Source organism: Mycolicibacterium rhodesiae (assembly GCF_002086695.1).
Classification (GTDB): domain Bacteria; phylum Actinomycetota; class Actinomycetes; order Mycobacteriales; family Mycobacteriaceae; genus Mycobacterium; species Mycobacterium rhodesiae.
This window is the reverse complement of record NZ_MVIH01000026.1, coordinates 1-20,352: the sequence shown is the minus strand read 5'-3', so window position 1 is coordinate 20,352 and position 20,352 is coordinate 1. Positions and strand designations below refer to the sequence as shown.

Genomic DNA, 20,352 nt, shown 5'->3' with positions numbered 1-20,352 from the left:
GATATCAGATCCGTTTCCTTCGTCGGCATTCGCTCCCTTGACTGTGTAGAAACCCACTAATAAGGGCACTGACGTACTAGTCACACCCAGGGTGTGAGTCGGTTCGACCACCATGCGGCGGGTTAGGCCAGCTAGCCTTCGGGGATCTCGTCGCCCTCTTCCGGGTCCTCGAGATCTGGGAGGTACGAGGCGTACGCGGTGCGCAAGTAGTCGAGACCTTTGTCCTTATTGGACTCGTACTGAAGCGAATCTTGGACAAACTTCATCCGGTGCTCCGCGCCACCGATGATCTCGGGCCATTTCTTGACCCAAACGCTGTACTTCTGACTCTGCTGAACCATTCCGAACGGAAGGTTGGTCTGGCTGCGCAAGTCCTCGACAGAGTCGGTGGTGTCATTGCCGACCAGGATAAAATTCCAGGAGACGTTTGGCTGGGCAAACCGCTCGTCCTTCGTGATCGCCACCGCGTAGCTCCGCAACTGTAGAACATCCTCGTCGTTAAGCTTGTGCTTGGGCCGCTTAAGTTCCACTACCAGGTACTCGTAGCGGTCTTCGCTCACTCTGACCTTTCGACCCAGAACAAGGTCGGGGATTGCAATAGATCCGTCCTCACGAAGTATCTCGCCGATGTCACCGTCCGTAAGCTCAACTTCTTCCGGGCCGCCTAGGTGCTTCAGGAACTTCTTCAAGACTGCGCTCAAGCGTTCGTCATCGCCCGTAAGTGACCACTCTTCGCCGAATATCCAGGTCTCGTGCGCCAGTATTCGATGAAGCTGGCGACGTTCGAGCAGACGTTGCCGCGACTGGCGCTCAAACAAAATCTCACTGATCCCGTTGAGAAAATCGACACGATTCCCGATTCTGTGACCCGCTTGGATCAACTGGGTAAGACTGGTCCGTTCCAGAATCTTCTTTAGTTCGTTGATCCGCGCAGCGGGTAGGTTAGTGACCTTCTTTAAGAGTGGGAACAGCGATTCCGGGTCACTTTCGAATGTTTCCTTGAGCAATCCCAGCGCAAGCGCCTTCGTTCGCTGGGACTTGCTCTCGTCCACGGTCTTCGAAGCCGCCATCGCGACGACCTGGAATGCCTCGCGAGTCGCCCTCTCCACCGGTGTCTTCGGTGAGTCGTCGTCTTTATATGGATAGATACCTTCATCGATCCAACGCTGCACTGTCGCAGCTTCTTTGCGTCTCGTGAGTTCACCCAGGTGCTCCCTGAGTTTCTTCCTCGCGGCCGCGACGACTATCTGAGCAGGGCTCTCCGATTCGTCTTCCGGGTCTTCGTCGTAACCCTCGCCCTCTGATTCCAAAATCAGATTGTTCTCAGAGAATCCGTCCCACTTTACGTAAGCGGTGAACTGGGTTCCCGGCGACTTCACGCCGGCCTTTAGTTCATCCTTTACTGACCCCTGAGAATCACACAAGTAGAGCCGACGCTCAACCGATGGAAGATTCCATTCAATGACTATTATCGAAGCCACACCAGGAATATTTCCTGGGAGCTCCAGAGGCAATTCCGACTTGTCCTCGATGACCGACTTGGGATCTATGGGACTGCCGCAGAAGATAAGTTTAAAGTCGGGAAATCTGTCGAGGTGCAACGCGAACTCGGACGTCAAGCGCGCCACGAGTTGCTCGCGTCGATCAAACGCCTTCTGCGCTTCTGGGGTGATTCTGGTCAAAGACACCCGAGTGCCGGTTTCTTCCGAGGCCAGGAACTTCGTCTGGTCTTCGATATCGAAAAAGTCGATATCCTCCACCCTGCCCTCAGCGACAGTCAATTGAAGGGTCTTTTCATCTATTCCTTTCGCAATGGAATACCATTCGACGCTCCCGCCGATAGCGAAAGCCGAGTAGCGTCCACGCCCGTGTCGCCCGTGGACGGGGCGGCCACCCTGCGATTTTGTTCCGGGGGTTATTTTCCAGCTATCACCAACCTTGGCGAACTCACGTTTGGCGGTCTCTAAAGTCATGCCGTTGCCATCGTCGGCGACAACGATCTGGTCGATTGAATCCAGCGAGTTGTATTCGACGGTGACCGATACGTTGTGGGCGTCTTCGTCGAACGCGTTCCAAACCAGCTCACAAAGACCGGTCGCGGGCGTACGGATAAAGCCCCGTAACAGGGTGGTGCCAGCCTGTACCTGGATGCGCGTCATGCGCAGATACTGACATATACCGACGACGGCTCTCGCCCTTTGCCCGCAGGTAGCCGTGCTCCGTGGCGCGGTCCTCGGGAACGCCGTCCCATCCGGCCGACCCTCACCGGCTCGACCGGAGCTGTGCCCAGTTGTCTGCCTAAAACTTGATGCACCCTCCTGAGACAATTCGGCAATGGAAAACGACGAGCCCCCCGTCCATCCTTCGAAGACTCAACAAGACGGCGGACACGCCGGTCACTAGTTGTCGCCTTGGGGCACGCGGCAGCTGCTGAGCCACCTCGGCCAGCGCAGACCGCCGAACCTGCGACGTCAGGCAACTCCATGCCGCTCAGGCGGGCGACGTCGCTTTTGCGAGCAGCTTCTGAATGCGCTCCTTAAGCTGGTATGTGCGAACACTCTCGGTGAGCACCTTCATCGGGATTCTGTTTCCTGCAACACGATTGAGTAGTTCACCCAGCAGAAGGAGTGCTCCGGTATCACCAAGAGTGTCAACCTCGTACGGGTCATATTCGAAGCTGGGCGCATGTTTCAAGTTGTTGTAGGTGCCCCAGAAGAGATACGCCCAGTCGTACAGGTTGCCGCCGACGAACTCAGTGAAGGCTGGCCCAACGTGGCGGCCGATGGCCATGGGAAGCGGTTCCTTCTTCCCCCCGATTTTTAGAGGTTTGGCCCACGCGCGTTGGAAATGCTCGTTGTGCAGCCTGGTCCAATACTCCAGGCCGAGAGCGATCTCAGTTAGACGAACCTCGACTCCGCTCTGGCCGTAACGATAGGCGCTCGTAAGGGGGCCTGTGGCTCGCGGATATTTTTGGTCCAGCCGTATCCAATTTCGGATGCCCTTGAGTCCTCCAATATGGCTGAGGTAGAACAACGGAATCTCGGTCATCGACTTCGGCCTTGCTACTCCACCTTGGCGGGGCAGTGTCATCAGCCGCGAGTTCCAAAGTTCGGCGCTGTCACGGGGCTGCCCGTCGTCTTCGATCTTGAATTCGACGGTAGCGCGTTCTGCTGGAACAAATCCCTCATGCGCGAGGCTGATCAGGTCTTGGACGGATAGCAGGGGTACGAGGTGGTCGTGCCACTGTCGTGGCGTACGGCCTGATGTCCCGACCACCAGAGGGGCGTTTATCGTTCGCTTGTCGTCTGGGCCGTCCGCGTGCCACGTCGAGTCCAGCTTCAGCTTGAATCCGCGTCGGATCTCCAACTCGATAGGTTCCACGTCGACGGTTTCGGCCTTGTATTGCTTGGTTCCGTCATTGGCGGGCTTGGTGACTGTTTCGCGAATGCTGGTTAGCCCCGCCCATCTGGTTACCTGTGGGATCTCAAGCTCGACAGCGAGGAACCTGTCATCCTTGAGTACCGCGAAGGGCACGTTGACGACGACACCTCGCGTGCGCACTGTCTGCGTCGAGGCCCGCTGACCCATGACGTTCGATTGAGAAACACCAGCGATATCGAAGAAGATCGCCCGCGTGCTATTCGTCATCCCGTATACGGCCTTTGGCATCGGCAGCCGCTCGCGGTTGTGGCCGAACTCGTTGTTGAATTCCCGCGTGCGCAACGTGCCGACGTGGAAAAGGTTGTCATCCTCGAGACGGACATAGCCGTCGCTGGCCTTGCTCAGGTTGTAGACGTCGGCGAGGTCCATCCAGAAGTGACCCAGCGATCCATCGAAGGTGTCCTGCATTCGGTCCGCCATTACGGGATATTCGCACCAGCCAGCGATCAGCTAGAACGAGACACGCCGTACTCAAGGGGCGTTCCCGCTAGCCTTGAGTGTTGTGATGTTCTGGTTAATCGAATACCAGCCAGCCTCTATCTTGTCATCCGCTGCGCGGAGTTGCGACGGCCAAGGAATTCGACCCGCGTTCAGGTCTGCGACGATGTCCTGGGTAAGCCCGAACAACTTCTGTTCCCACAGGGTGTCGCGCAATGTCGTGACATGGCTATCGAATGCCGCGACAAACTCTGAATCGTTCGGTGGTCCCGCATCAATTTTCAGTACCACGTTGAACGACTTTGGACGTTGGGCGGCACCCTTCTCGTAGGTGAGAACGGTCTCGATTGACTCGAACTCGGCCCGGTTTCGGTGCGCTACGTGGCCGTGTCGCCAGTCCATGATCTGCCGGTGAACGGCCATGCCGTCCTCGCCCACGGTGTCTTGCACGAAGTCTCTGAATGGAATATTGCGCTTTTTGGCGCTGACCGCACATCGCCCGTACGAAGCGATAGCAGACTCCCACAGGGCTCGGCGGAGGAACATGTTCGCCGCTCTCTTGTCATCCGACTTCCCTCGTTCGTATAAAGCCATGCCCGCGGCTTGAAGGTCGGCCCACGCAGAGGCCCACCGTTGCACAAGGGTCACGTTCGCGCCGGCCAGCGTTCCCCAGAGCTCAGTTCCACTTGTCATGGCAATGACGCTAGAACTGAGGAGTGCAGTGGGACCGGCGCGACTCGCTGGCCTGCGGGAATCCTCAACCAGGCCCTCACGCCCCGTGTGGCTCGTTTCTCCCCTCGTACCGCCGTGGCGCACGAAACGGATACGAAACCCGTGCAGTCTGGGCCGCCGGCATTGACCCTGCTGTATGCAAATTGTATGCACTGCGACGCCCACTCATACATCACGATACAGACCAATAAGCAGCCTGACCTGCGCTTTTTCGAACCGTCATCATCATCGTCGCAGGTACAAACGTCGAAAGCTTAAGATTCAAAACCCGTGCAGTGTGAGTTCGAATCTCACCGAGGGCACCAGAACGAACCTGTCGATCAAGGGTGAAGACCCGGCTGGAAGCTGCCCGTACCCCGACAGCCGAACGTGAGCATCCGTGTCGCGGCCGGGGAACTGATGCGGTCCACCTACCGTTGACGTAGCGAACCCGCCACGGCCCCTTATCCCCCCTTGCCGTGGCGGGTTCCCATTCGCGTCCGAATCGACGACCAATCCAAATGCCAACTGGGGCCGCTGCTGAAACGGTCCCCTCTGACTGCGCGCGTTCGGCTCACTCGACCCGAATTACTGAATGAATGGCACGCTGTTTTTCATGCGTTGGTGTAGAACTCGTCATCGGTGTTGTCGACGCCTTGGCTTGCGCACTGACGAGGACGTTCGAATGCGGCATCAGTTCAGGGAGACCCGCCACGACCCCCTTTGATCCCCCATCGCCGTGGCGGGCCTCACCAGCAGTGATTTCCAGTTCGCCACCGGGAATAAACGAATTTGTGAGTGGTCTGCATCACTAACGCTGGGATCTCGACTACGCGTGCCGAGTCGAATTCGATAGGCGCAAGTTAGATCAGTGTCCAATACTGGCCTTCATGGATCGGACGAGTTGTATGAGCCGCCACATTTCGTCCGGCTATTGAGCCATCAGCAATCAATGCACGAGCGGCTGCGAAGGGGGGGCACAATGATGATCATCGACACCACACGGAGACGACAGCGGCTGGCTCTAGTCTTTCTCGCCGCAGGGCTTTTCGGCGTCCTGGCGTTCCTGGCTGCCGAGATCAACTCCTGGTGGATGACCGCGCTCGACACGTCGGTCTGGAACTGGTTCGACGCGCATCGGACGCACAAATACCAGGGCGATTCAGACGGCATCTTCGCCTACATCGGTCAACCCATCCACGTTGCGATCGCCGGCCTGGTGAGCGGAACGCTACTGGCGGTGAAAGCGCGATCGATCATGCGCCTCGTTGTCGTCACCGGAGCGGTCGGCGCGGGTGCGGTGATAGAGCAGACGCTCAAGCACACCGTCGGACGAACGCCCGGGAACGTAGCCCAGCTGCGCAACGGCTCAGTGCTTGACTGGTCGATCCTCGAGAGCTACATGCATTCGTTTCCCTCCGGTCATGTCACCGGAGCCGCCACGCTGTTCGGAACGATCGCGGTGTGCCTCGGAGTTAAGCGCAATCACGCTGTGAAGGCGGCACTTTCATTCGCCGCCTCCATCGGAGTCGTTGCCGTCGCGTGGCTGGCGCTCTACGTGCGCGCTCACATATTCACCGACGTGATCGGTGGCATGGTTCTCGGTGGGGCGCTCGTGGCGCTGAGCGCGGTGGTCATCATCTCGCCGCCCCGAAGGCCAGACCGCATGTCCGAGGAACACCCGATGAGGCAGAGCCGTAGCCGTACGGCCTGAGAGTCGCCCGCCGATCAACGTCGGGGCGAGATCACCGAATGCAGTTGTTGCCGACGATCTCCTTGCAGACCGCTCCGGGAGGCGCAGGGTTGACCGTCGGAGAGAACGAGTTCCCGCCGCCCGGCGACACAGCCTTCTCGGTCGGCGAGGGCACCACCGTGGATGACGGAGTCGTGGTCGTCGTCGACGAGGGGGCGTCCTTTGCGTTGGAGCTGCACGCGGTCAGCGCACCCATACCAACGATCGCGACCCCGCCAGCAAAGAGTGCAATCTGCCGAGTCAAGCCACTAGCGCTCATGTTGTCCCCTACGCCCCGTCGTCATGGGCCGATTCACCACGGCCCGGTGGACAGAGCATACCTGCCAGGCAAACTTCCGGTAGGGGCCTAAGGTCATCTCCTGCCACGCCGATCAGCCGCCGATTGAAATCACCAATCCGCCGCCCCAGAACGGCCAGCCCCAATTTGGCGTGGCGATCGTTCCGGGCGAGGTGGTGATCTGCGCGTTCCCCGGACTTTGGCAGACCGTCGTAGTCGGCCCGACGTTCGTGCATGTAGGACTGCCCGACGCTGTCGCAGCGATCTCCAGGCCGGCGAACAACATCGCGGCGAAGAACACAACGGTCGCCGCCACCACGTGCCACAAACGAATGCCTCGGGGCCTCATCTCAGTGCTCTCAGTAGAGGTCGAGACGTCGATCAGAGAGTAGGTCGACGTACTCGGTGAGCGTTTTGTCGTGCGTGGCGAACAGGTCGACGTCGGCGATGGCCAGCCCCGGTCCCGGCCCCACCTCGGCGACCACCCAGCCGTCGGGGTCGACGATCACACTGCCCTGCGTCCACGGCTGGCCACGTTCGACGCCGGCGCGATCGCATACCGCGACCACCACCCGATTGAGCCGCGCGGTGGACATCGCTGTGATCACCTCGCCGGGCCGCTCGCCCTCGGGACGGGGAAACAGTGGCCAATTCACCGGCGCCGCAATCAATTCCACGCCGTCAACGGCCACCTGCCGGGTCACTTCACCGAATTCCAGGTCGTAGCAGACCATCACCGCGATCGCGCCGTGCCGCGTCTTCAACGCCGGGGGTAGCGCGGCGCCGCGGGTGAAGATCAGCTTCTCCCGATCCCACAGATGTGTCTTGCGGTAGGTCGCGATGACTCCGTCGCGGTCGAGCGCGATCGCGCTGTTGTACAACAATCCGTCGTCGCCGAGCTCGCAGAACCCGCCGATCACGATCGCGTCCCCGGCGGCGGCACGCCACGCGTCGAACGCCGGATCGGTCGGGCGCAACGCCACCGAGCGGGCTTCGTCGGCATCGGCGAACATATAGCCGGAGGTGGCCAGCTCCGGCAGCACCACGACATCGGCGCCGTGGGCGACGGCGTCAGCAATAGCACCCGTCGACAACTCGACATTGGCGGCCAGCGCGCCGATGGCGGGGTCGATCTGAGCGCACGCGATCCGGGTCATCCTTGCAGGCTAACCTCGCCGCAAGGAACCGGCAGAGGAGGAAGCATGGCATCCGAGATCGACAACGTGCCGGACCCTGCCATCGTCGGTCCGGTCGACGCCACGAAATATCCCCGCTACACCGAGCCGTCGACGTTCGCGCGCCTCCCACGGATCTCCGAGGTCCCCGGCGCCGACGTTCGCATCGTCGGGGTGCCCTTCGACAGTGGGGTGTCCTACCGGCCCGGAGCGCGATTCGGGCCGTCGCATGTCCGCGCGGCCTCCAAGCTGCTGCGTCCGTTCAATCCCGCGTTGGGCGTCAATCCGTTCACCACGCAGCAGGTGGCCGACTGCGGCGACATCGCCGTCAACCCCTTTGACATCAATGAGGCGATCGCGGGAATCGACACCGCGATGACCGACCTGCGTAAGGACGGCTCGACCGTTCTGACCATCGGCGGCGACCACACCATCGCCCTGCCGATCCTGCGTTCACTGGCCCGCGACCACGGACCGGTGGCGGTGCTGCATTTCGACGCCCACCTCGATACCTGGGACACCTACTTCGGCGCGCCCTACACCCATGGCACACCGTTCCGGCGGGCCAGCGAGGAGGGGCTGATCGACATGGAGAGATCGCTGCACATGGGCATCCGCGGCCCGCTGTACAGCAAGACCGACCTGGAGGACGACGCCGTTCTGGGCTTCCAGGTCATCCGCTCCGACGACTATGAATTCGACGGTGTCACAAGCATTGTGGAGCGGATGCGCAAGCGTCTGGATGGCGGCCCGGTGTACGTCTCGGTCGACATCGACGTGCTCGATCCCGCGCATGCGCCCGGCACCGGCACCCCGGAAGCCGGTGGGTTGACCTCGCGCGAACTGCTCAACACACTGCGCGGGCTGGTGGGCCTCGACGTGGTCGGCGCCGACATCGTCGAGGTGGCCCCGGCCTACGATCACGCCGAGATGACCGGGATCGCCGCCGCCCACGTCGGTTACGAACTCCTCTCGGTGCTTGCGGCCAACCGATAGGCTGCAATCGTGGGCACCCTGCGGAAATGCGCTGGTTCGGTGCCATCGGACGGACCGGCCCAGCGCGCGGACTGCGAGAAGATGCAGCGCCGCGCGCCGGCTCGCAACCTGCACTGGGCCGAGTCGATCACCCGCCGTCAGCGCGTGCTCAACATCGCGGCGACCATGGCCGCCGTCGTCACCGCGGTGATCGGCATCCTGCAATTCATCACCGCCGACCACTTGGTCGCCATCGGGCTGGTCAATCTCGGCACGGCCGCCATCTTCGGGGTCATCCCGCTGCTGCACCGCTTCGGCGAGAGTATCGCCGCGCTGGCCTTCATCTTCTTCGCGTTCCTGTCCCTGACGATCGTCGGCTGGCAGGTCGGGACCGACTCCGGGATCCAGTTCTATTACCTGGTGTCGGCGTCGCTGGCCGTGCTAGTGCTCGGCGTCGAGCACGTCGTGCTGGCCTCGATGGTGGTCGCGATCGGCGCCGGGCTGACCATCGCGTCGCAGTTCCTGGTCCCCGGCGACACCGGAATCCAGCCGCGCTGGCTGGTCAACGCCGGCTTCGTGATCACCACGGTGTCCGCCTGCGTGATGATCTTCGCGACGGTGTGGTATGCGATGCGGGAAGTCTCGCGCGCCGAAGCCGCAATGGAATTCGAGTACCTGCGCTCAGAAGCGCTGCTGGCCAACATCCTCCCGGCCACCATTGCCGCGCGGCTCAAAGACCCGGCCCGCGGCACGATCGCCGACCGGTACGACGACGCCTCGATCCTCTTCGCCGACATCGCCGGCTTCACCGAACGGGCCAGCCAGGTCGCACCTGCCGAACTGGTGCGCTTCCTCGACCGGCTGTACACCACGTTCGACCGCCTGGTCGACAAGCACGGGTTGGAGAAGATCAAAACCACCGGCGACTCCTACATGGTCGTCAGTGGCGTGCCCGAGCCCCGCGACGATCACGTCGAGGCGCTGGCGAACCTCGCACTCGACATGGCCAAGGCGGTCCGGGATCTGCGCGACCCCAACGGTCAGCTCGTGCCACTGCGGATGGGGATGGCTGCCGGTCCGGTGGTCGCCGGTGTGGTCGGCGCCCGCCGGTTCTTCTACGACGTATGGGGCGACGCGGTCAACGTCGCCTCCCGCATGGAGACCACCGACCCCGAGGGCCGCATCCAGGTCCCCCAGGATGTCTACGAACGGCTGCGGGACCGGTTCATCCTCGAGGAGCGCGGCGACGTCGACGTGAAGGGCAAAGGCCTGATGCACACCTGGTATCTGGTCGACCGTCGCGCACGGCCCGGGACGGACAGCGATCGACCCGCCCAGGAAGAGACTGGGCGGGTCGAAAGTCCAACCGGTTAGACCTTGCGGTTCTCCGACTTGAGCAGCCACGCCAGCTTCTCGAGCCCGTCGATCATCTGGTGCAGCTGGTCGGCGGTGGTGGGGTCTTCGGCGTCGACCGCGTCGTGCACGTCGCGCATGGTGTCGACGACGGCGTAGATCGCCGTCGTGATCAGATCGACCACTTCGCCGGTGTTGTGCTCGTAGCCGGGAATCTGCGGGACGCTGGTGGTCGCCGCGACGGTGTCGGAACGGCCGTCGGGCACCGCGTCCAGTGCGCGCATCCGCTCGGCGATGGTGTCACTGGATTCGCGGGCGAAGTCGACGAGTTGGTCGAGTTGCAGGTGCAGATCGCGGAAGTTGCTTCCGACGACATTCCAGTGCGCCTGCTTGCCCTGCAGATGCAATTCGATGAGGTCCACCAGGACTCGCTGCAGGTTACGTGCCAGATCTGCCGAGGCCTGGAACCCGGTTACTTCTCCCGGGTTTCGTCGTTGTCCAGTCGCTGTGCTCATGACTGCATCAACGCCGCTGTGACGGGAATTTCTGCCCCGATTTCCTGTCATCCTCGTCACGCCACGGGCTACATGACTTTGGACAGGAACGCTTTCGTCCGGTCGTGCTGCGGATTGCTCAGGACTTCCCGCGGAGGCCCGCTTTCGACGATCACCCCACCGTCCATGAACACCAGTTCGTCGGCGACCTCACGGGCGAAGCCCATCTCGTGGGTCACCACGATCATCGTCATGCCCTCGCTGGCAAGCTTTTTCATCACGCCCAGCACCTCGCCGACGAGCTCGGGGTCCAGCGCCGAGGTGGGTTCGTCGAACAGCATCAGCTTGGGGTCCATCGCCAGGGCGCGGGCGATCGCCACCCGCTGCTGTTGGCCGCCGGACAGCTGCGCGGGATAGGCGTCGGCCTTGTCCGACAGACCAACCTGATTGAGCAGGTCCCGCGCCCGGTCCAGGGCGGCCGCCTTCTTGACCCGCTTGACGTGCACCGGCGATTCGATGATGTTGGCCAACGCAGTGCGGTGCGGGAAGAGATTGAAGTGCTGGAACACCATCCCGATGTCGCGGCGTTGCTTGGCAGCGTCGCGCGGGGCCATCTCGTACAGTTTGCCGCCACGCTCGCGATAGCCGATCAATTGACCGTCGACGTAAAGCCGTCCGGCACTGACGTTTTCAAGGTGATTGATGCAGCGCAGGAATGTGGACTTGCCGGAGCCCGACGGCCCGACGAGCACGAGCACCTTGCCGGGATCCACCGACAGCGTCACACCCTTGAGCACCGACAGGGCGCCGAAGTCCTTGCACACCCGCTCGGCGCGCACCATGGGTTCGCCGGTCATACGTGTCCCGCCTCCGTACCGGTCTGTGCCTTGGCCAATGCCTCGAGCTGCTTGGAGGTCAACTTCCTGGAAATGCCGCGGGAGAAATACTTCTCGAGGTAGTACTGCCCCACCATCAGCACACTGGTGATCACCAGGTACCAGGTCGCGGCCACCAGCAGCATCGGGACCGGCTCGAAGGTTCGAGCCGCGATCTCCCGCGAGGCAATGCTGTACAGGTCGTAGGAATACGGCACGGCCGTCACCAGCGATGTGGTCTTCAGCATGCTGATGACCTCGTTGCCGGTCGGCGGGATGATCACCCGCATCGCCTGCGGAAGCACGGTGCGGCGCATCGTCATTCCCCACGACATGCCCAGCGCGGTCGATGCCTCCGACTGCCCTTCGGGCACCGACGTGATGCCGGCCCGGATGATCTCGGCCATGTAGGCGGCCTCGTTGAGGCCGAGACCGATGACCGCCAGCAGGAACGGGATCGACAGGTTCTGCAGGTCGAGATGGAAGAACGACGGCCCGAACGGCACCCCGAGTTGGATGTGCTGATAGATCGTCGGGATCAGGCCCCAGAACACCAGCTGCACGTACACCGGTGTGCCGCGGAAGATCCACAGGAAAACCCATGCCACCGAACCGAATACGGGGTTCGGCGACAATCGCATCACCGACAGGATCACACCGAGCACGATGCCGAGCACCATCGCATACACCGTCAGCTGCAGTGTGTTGAAAACACCGAGCATGATCCGGTCGTTGAACAGATACTCGGCGTACGTCGACCAGCCGTAGGCCGGGTTGGTGGCCGCGCCATAGATGAACAGGGCAACCAGCACGATGATGACGGCCGCCCCCACCCACCGCCAGGGATGACGAAGCGGTACCGCGTTGATGGCAGGTGGAGCCGACTCGTCGAGCGCCATATCGGTTAGCTGGTCCCCCCGTTGATGACCGGCTTGGTGATCATTCCGGCTTCAACACCCCAGTTGCCGGCGATCGTCTTGTAATCACCGGTCTCGATGAGGTGTTCGAGCGCCTTCTGCAGGGAAGCGGCCAACGGTGAGCCCTTGGCGACCGGCCAACCGTAGGGCGCCGAGTCGAAGATCTCGCCGGCGGCCTCGAGCTTGCCGTTGCTCTGCTTGATGGCGTAGGCGGTCACCGGCGAATCCGCCGACATCGCGTCGGCCTGACCGAGTACCACCGCGTTGGTGGCGGCGTCCTGCCCGTCGAACTTCAGGATCTCGATGGCCGGCTTACCCGCATCGGTGCACGCCTTGCTCTTCTTGGGGAGCTCGTCGGTTTCCTCGGTGGTGGTCGCCTGCACGGCGACCTTCTTGCCGCACGCGTTGTTCGGGTCGATCGGCGAGCCGGGCCGCTGCGCCCACATGATGCCCGCGTTGAAGTAGTCGACGAAGTCCACCGACTGCTGGCGCTCCTTGGTGTCGGTGAACGACGACATACCGACGTTGAAGGTGCCCTGCTGGATCGAGGGGATGATCTTGGCGAAGTCGGCTTCGCGGAAGTCGGCGGTCAAGCCCATCGTGGAAGCGATGGCATTCATCAGGTCGACGTCGAAGCCGACGATCTTGCCGCTCGAATCCTTGAATTCGTTGGGGGCGTAAGGGATGTTCACCCCGACGACCAGCTTTCCCGACTTCTTGATGTCGTCGGGAACAGTCGCGGCGATCTCGTCGACCTTCTGCGCCTTGGCCGCGGTGGTCGCGGTCGACGGGCCTGCCCCAGAGTCATTCTTGCTGCTGCAGCCCGACAGGGCCATGGCACCCGCTACGGCTACCACTCCAGCAATGCGACACCATTTCTGCACGGTTGCCTCTTTCTCTCGACTGCATCCGGGCCGTCCTGCCCGAAACTAATGGCCTGATCCGGGTTTTGTACTCCCGGTAACGGAACAGTAGTAGCACCGTAACCATCTGGCAGCGGATCCACAGGTACGCACAGCTAGTGTGGCCCGGCGTGCCTGACCTGAATCGAGTCCACTTCGTCATGATGGACGGCCCCACCGCCCAGACCCTCGCCCAAGTGCTGCCGGTACTGCTGCTGAGCCTGATGGTGGAGGTCCGCCGGACCCGGTTGCACCGCTCGCCGGCCCGCCGGTTCCTCGGCGTCTTCTTCCTGTTCTTCGCCATCGCCGAGACCCTGATGGTGCTCTCCATCGATGGGGAGGTCTACCCGTTCCAATGGTCCGATCTGATCGCCGCGCTGCTGATTTTCGGGCTGATCACCATGCTGTTCTGGCTGTCGCTGCTCGAACGCGGTGACGATGAGGATGCTCTTTGATGTCGATTCACCCGGTGAACTGCTCAAATATCGTCGATCGTCAATTCGCTGTGCAACACTTCCGGCCATGACAACCACCTCTGCCCCGCCGCTTCTGCCGCATCTGTGGAAGTCGGTCCTGCTGTCGGGCGTTCTGTCGCTCGTTCTCGGAGTCCTGGTACTCGTCTGGCCGGGAATCTCCATCCTCGTCGCCGCGATCTTCTTCGGCGCCTACCTTCTGGTGACGGGCATCTCGCAGGTGTTCCACGCCTTCACCCTGCACGTGTCGGCCGGCGGCCGGGTCATGCTGTTCATCAGTGGTGCCGCGGCCCTCATCCTGGCGGTGCTGTGCTTCCGCAGCATCCAGAACTCCATTCTGCTGCTGGCGATCTGGATCGGCGTGGGCTTCATCTTCCGTGGCGTCGCCACCGCCGTGTCCGCGATCAGCGATCCGGACACTCCCGGCCGCGGCTGGGAGATCTTCGTCGGCGTGATCAGCCTCATCGCCGGCATCGTCGTGCTGGCGTCGCCGTTCCCGTCGCTGGCCACACTGACCCTCGTCGTGGGCATCTGGCTCGTCGTGATCGGCGTGTTCGAGATCGTGGCCTCCTTCGGAATCCGCAAGGCCTCGAAAGAGATCGGACAACGGATCACGGCCGCTCAGCCCTAGGATTCTCGTCACAAAAGGCCAAAAGGCTCTAGCGCGAACGGCGCGGATCGCTACTACACTCTGTCGTAGATTGGCGATCCGCGCCTTTCGCGTTGGTTGGAGAGTTCCGCGATGAGTGCTCTTGACGTGTCCCGGTGGCAATTCGGAATCACGACGGTCTACCACTTCATCTTCGTGCCGCTGACCATCGGGCTGGCGCCGTTGATCGCTGTCATGCAGACGATCTGGGTGATCACGGACAATCCGGCCTGGTACCGGCTGACCAAATTCTTCGGCAAGATCTTCCTGATCAACTTCGCCATCGGTGTCGCGACCGGCATCGTCCAGGAGTTCCAGTTCGGGATGAACTGGAGCGAATACTCCCGCTTCGTCGGCGATGTGTTCGGCGCACCGCTGGCGTTGGAGGGCCTGGTCGCGTTCTTCCTGGAGTCGACCTTCATCGGGCTGTGGATATTCGGATGGACCCGACTCCCCCGCTGGCTGCACCTGACGTCGATCTGGCTGGTCGCCATCGCGGTCAACCTGTCGGCGTTCTTCATCATTACGGCGAACTCGTGGATGCAGCACCCGGTGGGCACCCGGTTCAACCCGGCGACGGGTCGCGCCGAGCTGCAGAGCATCGTCGAGTTGTTCACCAACAACACCGGAATCGCCGCGTTCTGGCACGCGGTGGCAGCGTCGTTCCTCACCGCGGCGACGTTCGTGGCGACCGTGTGTGCGTGGTGGATGGTGCGCGCCAAGGGAGCGCCCGACGCCACCGCCCTGTACCGACCGGGGGCGATCCTCGGTTCGCTGGTGGCTCTGGTCGCCTGTGTCGGTTTGTTCTTCACCGGCGACGTGCAAGGCAAGCTGATGTTCCATCAGCAGCCGATGAAGATGGCCGCCGCGGAATCGTTGTGCCACACCGAAACCGATCCCAACTTGTCCCTTCTGACCGTCGGCACCCACAACAACTGCGACAGCATCACCCGCGTCATCGAAGTGCCGTTCGCACTGCCGTTCCTGGCCGAGGGCAAGTTCAGCGGCGTGACATTGCAGGGCACTAACGACCTTCAGCAGCAATATGAACAGAAGTTCGGCCCCGGGTGGTACGTGCCGAATCTGTTCGTCACCTACTGGGCCTTCCGCGTGATGATCGGCCTGATGGCGGTGCCGTTGCTGTTCGCGCTGACCACGTTGTGGCTGACCCGGCGCGGGCGGGTGCCCGGCACGAGGTGGTATTCGCGCTTCGCGCTCTGGACTCTTCCGACCCCGTTCCTGGCGTCCATCGCCGGCTGGGTGTTCACCGAAATGGGCCGCCAGCCGTGGGTGGTCGCGCCCAACCCCGACGGCGACCAACTGGTCCGGCTGACCGTGCGGCAAGGCGTGTCACTGCACGGGCCTGGTCTGGTCTGGGTGTCGCTGATCTCGTTCACATTGATCTACGCGGTGCTGGCGGTGGTGTGGTTCTACCTGATCCGCCGCTATGTCACCGCGGGGCCGCTCGAGCACGACGCCGAACCGGCGCCACCCACCCCACCCGGCGACGACGAAGTCGCGCCCCTGTCATTCGCCTACTGAGGAGCTGATCATGGGGCTGCAACAGATTTGGTTCGTGATCGTGGCGGTGCTGTTCCTGGGCTTCTTCGTCCTGGAGGGCTTCGACTTCGGCGTCGGCATGGTGATGGCGTGGCTGGGCCGGATCGGCAAGGGCGATAACGAGACTCATCGCAGGGCGGTGCTGAACACCATCGGCCCGGTCTGGGACGGCAACGAGGTGTGGCTGATCACGGCCGGCGGGGCCATGTTCGCGGCCTTTCCGCACTGGTATGCCACCGTGTTCTCGACGCTGTACCTGCCGCTGCTGGTGATCCTGCTATCGATGATCGCGCGAGTCGTGGCGATCGAATGGCGCGGCAAGATCGACGATCCGAAGTGGCGCCGCTGGTGCGATATCGGCATCGCCGCCGGCTCGTGGCTACCGGCAATCTTGTGGGGCGTCGCGTTCGCGGTCCTGGTCAACGGACTACCGGTGGGCCCGGACAAGAACGTCGCCGACCTCGCGGTGTCGGATGTGCTGAACCCGTACACCCTGCTCGGTGGGCTGGCCACCTGCTCGTTGTTCCTGTTTCACGGTGCAGTGTTCCTGGCTCTGAAGAGCGGCGGCGCCGTGCGTAGCGATGCCGTCGGATTGGCTCGCACCCTCTGCGTGCCCGCGACGGTGCTGGTTGCCGCGTTCGGCGTGTGGACGCAACTGGCGCACGGCAAGTCGTGGACCTGGGCTGTGCTGGCCATCGCGGTGGTTGCGCAACTGGCGGCCGTCGCCGCGGCGCGGGCCGCGCGGGAAGGCTGGGCGTTCCTGGCCACCACGATCGTCGTCGCCGCGGCGGTGACGTTGCTGTTCGGGTCGCTGTACCCCAACCTGGTCCCGTCGACCATCGACCCGGCCTACGACCTGACGATCTACAACGGTTCGTCCAGCCCGTACACCCTGAAGGTGATGACCTGGGCGGCCGCCATATTCACCCCGATCGTGCTGATCTACCAGGGCTGGACGTACTGGGTGTTCCGCAAGCGTGTCTTCGCGGAGTCGATTCCGACGTCCGTCGGCCTGCCCCTGAGGCGCGTGCCCTGAGCTCCCCTCGCCGGTCGGGCCCGCTGGACCCACGTCTGTGGCGGGCCTCGTCGGCTGTGCGCCAATATCTCGTCGCGACAGTCGGCTGCGGGACACTGATCGCGGGCTGCGCGATCGCCGGCGCCGTGCTCCTCGGCCATCTGGTGGCCGGCGTCATCACCGACCCAGCCACCCGCTCCCTCGGCCATTGGCGTGCCGAACTGGCGATCCTGGCCGGGCTCTGGCTGTTTCGGGCGCTGACCCAGTGGCTGCAGGGCCGGCTCGGTCAGCGTGGTGCCAGCGCGGTGATCGCCGACCTGGGCGGCCAGGTGCTGCGTACGGTGACGGCGCTGCCGCCCGGTGCGCGCGATGCCCAACGCGACGACGCCGCAACCGTCGTCACCACCGGGCTGGACGGTCTGCGGCCGTACTTCACGGCATATCTGCCTGCACTGTTCCTGGCAGCCATCCTCACGCCGGCCACTGTGGTGGTGATCGCGTTCAACGACTTTCAGTCCGCGGTGATCGTCCTTGTCGCGCTGCCCCTGATCCCGATCTTCATGGTGCTGATCGGGCTGGCCACCGCGGAGCGATCGGCCGCGGCGCTGGCAGCGATGACCACGTTGCAGGCCCGGCTGCTGGACCTCATCGCAGGCATCCCCACCCTGCGCGCCCTCGGCCGCGCCGACGGACCTGCGCAGCGCATCACCACGCTCAGTGCCGCCCACCGTCGTTCGGCTATGGCCACCCTGCGCATCGCCTTCCTGTCGGCACTGGTGCTCGAACTCATCGCCACCCTGGGTGTCGCGCTCGTCGCGGTCAGCATCGGTCTGCGACTGGTGTACGGCGAGATGAGCCTGGCAGCCGGGCTGACCGTGTTGTTGTTGGCGCCCGACGTGTTCTGGCCGCTACGCCGAGTCGGCGTCGAATTCCATGCCGCACAGAACGGAAAGGCGGCTTCCGACAAGGCATTCGCCTTGATCGAGCAGAATCCGGCGCCGTTGAACGGCACCCGCGTCGTCGATGCGGCGGGCGCGGAGATCGTGCTCGACGCCCTGAGTGTCGCAGGCCGGGACGGGATGTCACCGCGCCGGCTGTCCGGCCGCATACCGCCCGGCAGCGTCACCGTACTCACCGGCGCCAACGGCGCAGGCAAGACCACCACCGTGCTCGCAATAGCCGGACTGGTCAGCCCCACCCAGGGCCGGATCTTCGTCGACGGTGTCGACGTCGACGATCTGGATCGGCCGGCCTGGTGGCGGCAGCTGGCCTGGCTGGCTCAACGCCCGGTGATCATTCCCGGCACCGTCGCGGAGAACCTCGCACTGTTCGGCGCGCTCACCGATCCTCAAGCCGCCTGCGACGCAGCCGGTTTCACCGAGGTATTGGCCGCACTGCCCAACGGATCGGACACCCTGCTCGGCCGCGGCGGGGTGGGGTTGTCCCTGGGACAACGCCAGCGGCTGGGCCTGGCCCGGGTACTCGGGTCCCGCGCGCCCGTGCTGCTGCTCGACGAACCGACCTCGCATCTCGATGAGGCCACCGAAGCGACTGTGCTGGAAGCGATCCGTGAGCGCGCAGCAGGCGGATCAACCGTCGTGGTCGTCGCGCATCGAGACAGTGTGGTCCGGATCGCCGACCACGTCATCGCGGTGGAGGCCGATCAGCATGCCCGCGTTTGACCGGCTGCGACTGCTGCTGGCCGTTGCCCTCGGCACGCTCGCGCTGGGCAGCGCACTGGCCCTGGCCGGGGTTTCCGCCTGGCTGATCACCCGCGCATGGCAGATGCCGCTCGTGCTGGACCTGTCGATCGCCGTGGTGGCCGTACGCGCACTGGGCATCTCGCGCGGGGTGTTCGGTTACTGCGAGCGGTTGGCCTCTCACGACACCGCACTGCGCGCGGCGGCCGACGCCCGTGCCGAGATCTACCGTCGGCTGGCCCGCGGCCCGGCCGACATCACCGCGCGGCTGCACAGCGGTGACCTGCTGACCCGGGTGGGCGCCGACGTGGACACGCTCGCCGACGTCGCCGTTCGCGCCGCGGTCCCGATCGGTGTTGCTGCCGTCCTCGGCGTCGCCGCCACCGCCGTCATCGCGATGATCTCCCCCGCCGCTGCCCTCGTTCTCGCGGTGTGTCTGCTCGTCGCGGGTGTGCTCGCACCTGCACTGGCGGCACGCGCCGCGCGGGCGCAGGAAGCCGTCGCCCGCGCGCAACAATCGGACCGTGACATCGCTGCCGTCACCGCACTCGAGCATGCCGCCGAGCTGCGGGTGGCCGGCCGATTACCGGCGCTGATCGCCGAAGCCGAACAGCGCCAGCGGGATTGGGGATCGGCGATCGACCGCGCGGCGGCACCCGCTGCCGCGGCCGCCGCAGTGCCCACCCTGGCGATCGGAGCCGGCGTGATCGGGGCCGTCGTCGCCGGAATCGGCATCGCCGCGCACACCGCCCCCACCACGCTGGCCGTGCTGATGTTGTTGCCGCTCTCGGCGTTCGAGGCGACCGTCGCGCTGCCGGGCGCGGCAGTCGCGTTGACCCGCGCCAGGATCGCCGCCGCGCGCCTGCGCGAGCTGCTTCCGGCGGGAGCCACCCAATCTGACGTCGTCGTCACCCCACTTGCCACGACACCGGTGCTGGCGGCCGACCTGCGTGCCGGCTATCCCGGCGGCCCGACGGGTGAACATGTCGCTCTGAGCCTGCAACCCGGGGCCCGGCTGGCGATCACCGGGCGCAGCGGCGCGGGTAAGACCGCACTGCTGATGACGCTGGCCGGTTTGCTGCCACCGGCCGCGGGCGTGGCGACCATCGGCGGCATCCCGACCACCGAACTCAACGAATCTCAATTACGGAGTGCCGTAAGCTATTTCGCCGAAGACGCACATCTGTTCAACACCACCGTCCGGGACAATTTGTTGGTGGCGCGCGGCGACCGCACCGACGACGAGCTCGCGGACGCATTGACCGCCGTGGGCCTCGACGGTTGGCTGGCCGGGCTGCCCGATGGGCTGAGCACAGTGCTGATCGGCGGTGCGGCCTCGGTGTCGGCCGGCCAGCGCCGCCGGCTGCTGCTGGCCCGGGTTTTGCTGTGCCCGGCCCCGATCGTGCTCCTCGACGAACCGACCGAGCACCTCGATGCCGCCGACGGCCAACGCATCCTGACCGCCCTGCTCGACGGCAGCCTGCTCGGCGCTGACCGCACCGTGGTGGTCGCCAGTCATCAACTTGGTATCGACATCACCTGTCCACGACTATCGATCGGCGACGGCGGGTAACGTGCAATCCATGACTGAGCCCCCAGAGCAGGCACCTCAGCAGCCCACCCCGCCCCCGCAGGGGGCACCGC

The 20,352-nt window shown here is 63.8% G+C and carries 18 protein-coding genes; 9 read left to right on the top strand and 9 right to left on the bottom strand.

Annotation, left to right across the window (positions count from 1 at the left end; genetic code table 11):
- Positions 1-131: 131 nt before the first annotated feature.
- The 3 genes from BST42_RS27375 to BST42_RS27365 form a co-directional block, all read right to left on the bottom strand.
- On the bottom strand, positions 132-2,159 hold the full coding sequence (locus tag BST42_RS27375; RefSeq protein WP_083122856.1) for an ATP-binding protein: 2,028 nt from the start codon (positions 2,157-2,159) through the stop codon (positions 132-134).
- A gap of 331 nt (positions 2,160-2,490) precedes the next feature.
- Complete coding sequence (locus BST42_RS27370) at positions 2,491-3,861, bottom strand: ApeA N-terminal domain 1-containing protein (protein ID WP_083122855.1); 1,371 nt, start codon at positions 3,859-3,861, stop codon at positions 2,491-2,493.
- A 51-nt stretch (positions 3,862-3,912) separates the two neighbouring features.
- A complete protein-coding gene (locus BST42_RS27365) occupies positions 3,913-4,572 on the bottom strand; it encodes a hypothetical protein (protein ID WP_083122854.1) in 660 nt (219 codons plus the stop codon).
- 1,000 nt (positions 4,573-5,572) lie between these two features.
- Here BST42_RS27365 and BST42_RS27360 point away from each other — a divergent pair.
- A complete protein-coding gene (locus tag BST42_RS27360) occupies positions 5,573-6,304 on the top strand; it encodes a phosphatase PAP2 family protein (protein WP_165760940.1) in 732 nt (243 codons plus the stop codon).
- 31 nt (positions 6,305-6,335) lie between these two features.
- On the opposite strand, the gene BST42_RS27355 is transcribed toward BST42_RS27360, so the two are convergent.
- Together BST42_RS27355 and BST42_RS27345 are read right to left on the bottom strand one after the other, a co-directional pair.
- Complete coding sequence (locus tag BST42_RS27355) at positions 6,336-6,602, bottom strand: hypothetical protein (RefSeq protein ID WP_083122852.1); 267 nt, start codon at positions 6,600-6,602, stop codon at positions 6,336-6,338.
- Positions 6,603-6,979: 377 nt separating this feature from the next.
- Positions 6,980-7,777, bottom strand: coding sequence for a nitrilase-related carbon-nitrogen hydrolase (locus tag BST42_RS27345; protein ID WP_083122850.1), 798 nt, complete (start codon positions 7,775-7,777; stop codon positions 6,980-6,982).
- A gap of 45 nt (positions 7,778-7,822) precedes the next feature.
- Here BST42_RS27345 and speB point away from each other — a divergent pair, with 45 nt between their 5' ends.
- On the top strand, positions 7,823-8,791 hold the full coding sequence (speB, locus tag BST42_RS27340) for an agmatinase (protein WP_083122849.1): 969 nt from the start codon (positions 7,823-7,825) through the stop codon (positions 8,789-8,791).
- An 81-nt stretch (positions 8,792-8,872) separates the two neighbouring features.
- Positions 8,873-10,144, top strand: a complete 1,272-nt coding sequence (locus BST42_RS27335) for an adenylate/guanylate cyclase domain-containing protein (protein WP_083122875.1) — start codon at positions 8,873-8,875, stop codon at positions 10,142-10,144.
- Here BST42_RS27335 and BST42_RS27330 read toward each other — a convergent pair.
- From BST42_RS27330 to BST42_RS27315, 4 genes are all read right to left on the bottom strand, one after another.
- The gene (locus tag BST42_RS27330) at positions 10,141-10,638 is read right to left on the bottom strand and encodes a Dps family protein (RefSeq protein WP_083122848.1); all 498 of its coding nucleotides are present in this window, start codon (positions 10,636-10,638) and stop codon (positions 10,141-10,143) included. The two genes, BST42_RS27335 and BST42_RS27330, sit on opposite strands and share 4 nt — an antisense overlap.
- 68 nt (positions 10,639-10,706) lie before the next feature.
- The gene (locus tag BST42_RS27325) at positions 10,707-11,459 is read right to left on the bottom strand and encodes an amino acid ABC transporter ATP-binding protein (protein WP_207569588.1); all 753 of its coding nucleotides are present in this window, start codon (positions 11,457-11,459) and stop codon (positions 10,707-10,709) included.
- 11 nt (positions 11,460-11,470) lie between these two features.
- On the bottom strand, positions 11,471-12,391 hold the full coding sequence (locus tag BST42_RS27320) for an amino acid ABC transporter permease (protein ID WP_083122846.1): 921 nt from the start codon (positions 12,389-12,391) through the stop codon (positions 11,471-11,473).
- Between the two features lie 5 nt (positions 12,392-12,396).
- Complete coding sequence (locus BST42_RS27315) at positions 12,397-13,245, bottom strand: ABC transporter substrate-binding protein (protein WP_110918810.1); 849 nt, start codon at positions 13,243-13,245, stop codon at positions 12,397-12,399.
- Positions 13,246-13,442: 197 nt separating this feature from the next.
- Here BST42_RS27315 and BST42_RS27310 point away from each other — a divergent pair, with 197 nt between their 5' ends.
- The 6 genes from BST42_RS27310 to cydC all read left to right on the top strand — a co-directional run bounded on the left by BST42_RS27310 (position 13,443) and on the right by cydC (position 20,281).
- Positions 13,443-13,766, top strand: a complete 324-nt coding sequence (locus tag BST42_RS27310) for a hypothetical protein (RefSeq protein ID WP_237159612.1) — start codon at positions 13,443-13,445, stop codon at positions 13,764-13,766.
- 67 nt (positions 13,767-13,833) lie between these two features.
- Positions 13,834-14,415 (top strand): HdeD family acid-resistance protein, encoded by a 582-nt coding sequence (locus BST42_RS27305; protein WP_083122843.1) that lies wholly within the window; start codon positions 13,834-13,836, stop codon positions 14,413-14,415.
- 111 nt (positions 14,416-14,526) lie between these two features.
- Positions 14,527-15,975, top strand: a complete 1,449-nt coding sequence (locus BST42_RS27300; protein WP_083122842.1) for a cytochrome ubiquinol oxidase subunit I — start codon at positions 14,527-14,529, stop codon at positions 15,973-15,975.
- Positions 15,976-15,985: 10 nt separating this feature from the next.
- Entirely contained in the window at positions 15,986-17,029 is a 1,044-nt protein-coding gene (cydB, locus tag BST42_RS27295; RefSeq protein WP_083122841.1) for a cytochrome d ubiquinol oxidase subunit II, read from the top strand.
- Between the two features lie 56 nt (positions 17,030-17,085).
- A complete protein-coding gene (gene cydD, locus BST42_RS27290; RefSeq protein ID WP_083122840.1) occupies positions 17,086-18,690 on the top strand; it encodes a thiol reductant ABC exporter subunit CydD in 1,605 nt (534 codons plus the stop codon).
- Positions 18,677-20,281: a thiol reductant ABC exporter subunit CydC gene (gene cydC, locus BST42_RS27285; protein ID WP_083122839.1), complete on the top strand. Its 1,605-nt coding sequence runs from the start codon at positions 18,677-18,679 to the stop codon at positions 20,279-20,281. The genes cydD and cydC overlap by 14 nt, the downstream gene beginning before the upstream one ends.
- Positions 20,282-20,352: the final 71 nt, after the last annotated feature.

Bases quoted from the DNA above. Each gene is read 5' to 3' on its own strand.
- BST42_RS27375 (WP_083122856.1), bottom strand. From the start codon at position 2,159: ATGACGCGCATCCAGGTACAGGCTGGCACCACCCTGTTACGGGGCTTT.
- BST42_RS27370 (WP_083122855.1), bottom strand. From the start codon at position 3,861: ATGGCGGACCGAATGCAGGACACCTTCGATGGATCGCTGGGTCACTTC.
- BST42_RS27365 (WP_083122854.1), bottom strand. From the start codon at position 4,572: ATGACAAGTGGAACTGAGCTCTGGGGAACGCTGGCCGGCGCGAACGTG.
- BST42_RS27360 (WP_165760940.1), top strand. From the start codon at position 5,573: ATGATGATCATCGACACCACACGGAGACGACAGCGGCTGGCTCTAGTC.
- BST42_RS27355 (WP_083122852.1), bottom strand. From the start codon at position 6,602: ATGAGCGCTAGTGGCTTGACTCGGCAGATTGCACTCTTTGCTGGCGGG.
- BST42_RS27345 (WP_083122850.1), bottom strand. From the start codon at position 7,777: ATGACCCGGATCGCGTGCGCTCAGATCGACCCCGCCATCGGCGCGCTG.
- speB (WP_083122849.1), top strand. From the start codon at position 7,823: ATGGCATCCGAGATCGACAACGTGCCGGACCCTGCCATCGTCGGTCCG.
- BST42_RS27335 (WP_083122875.1), top strand. From the start codon at position 8,873: ATGCAGCGCCGCGCGCCGGCTCGCAACCTGCACTGGGCCGAGTCGATC.
- BST42_RS27330 (WP_083122848.1), bottom strand. From the start codon at position 10,638: ATGAGCACAGCGACTGGACAACGACGAAACCCGGGAGAAGTAACCGGG.
- BST42_RS27325 (WP_207569588.1), bottom strand. From the start codon at position 11,459: ATGGTGCGCGCCGAGCGGGTGTGCAAGGACTTCGGCGCCCTGTCGGTG.
- BST42_RS27320 (WP_083122846.1), bottom strand. From the start codon at position 12,391: ATGGCGCTCGACGAGTCGGCTCCACCTGCCATCAACGCGGTACCGCTT.
- BST42_RS27315 (WP_110918810.1), bottom strand. From the start codon at position 13,245: ATGGCCCTGTCGGGCTGCAGCAGCAAGAATGACTCTGGGGCAGGCCCG.
- BST42_RS27305 (WP_083122843.1), top strand. From the start codon at position 13,834: ATGACAACCACCTCTGCCCCGCCGCTTCTGCCGCATCTGTGGAAGTCG.
- BST42_RS27300 (WP_083122842.1), top strand. From the start codon at position 14,527: ATGAGTGCTCTTGACGTGTCCCGGTGGCAATTCGGAATCACGACGGTC.
- cydB (WP_083122841.1), top strand. From the start codon at position 15,986: ATGGGGCTGCAACAGATTTGGTTCGTGATCGTGGCGGTGCTGTTCCTG.
- cydC (WP_083122839.1), top strand. From the start codon at position 18,677: ATGCCCGCGTTTGACCGGCTGCGACTGCTGCTGGCCGTTGCCCTCGGC.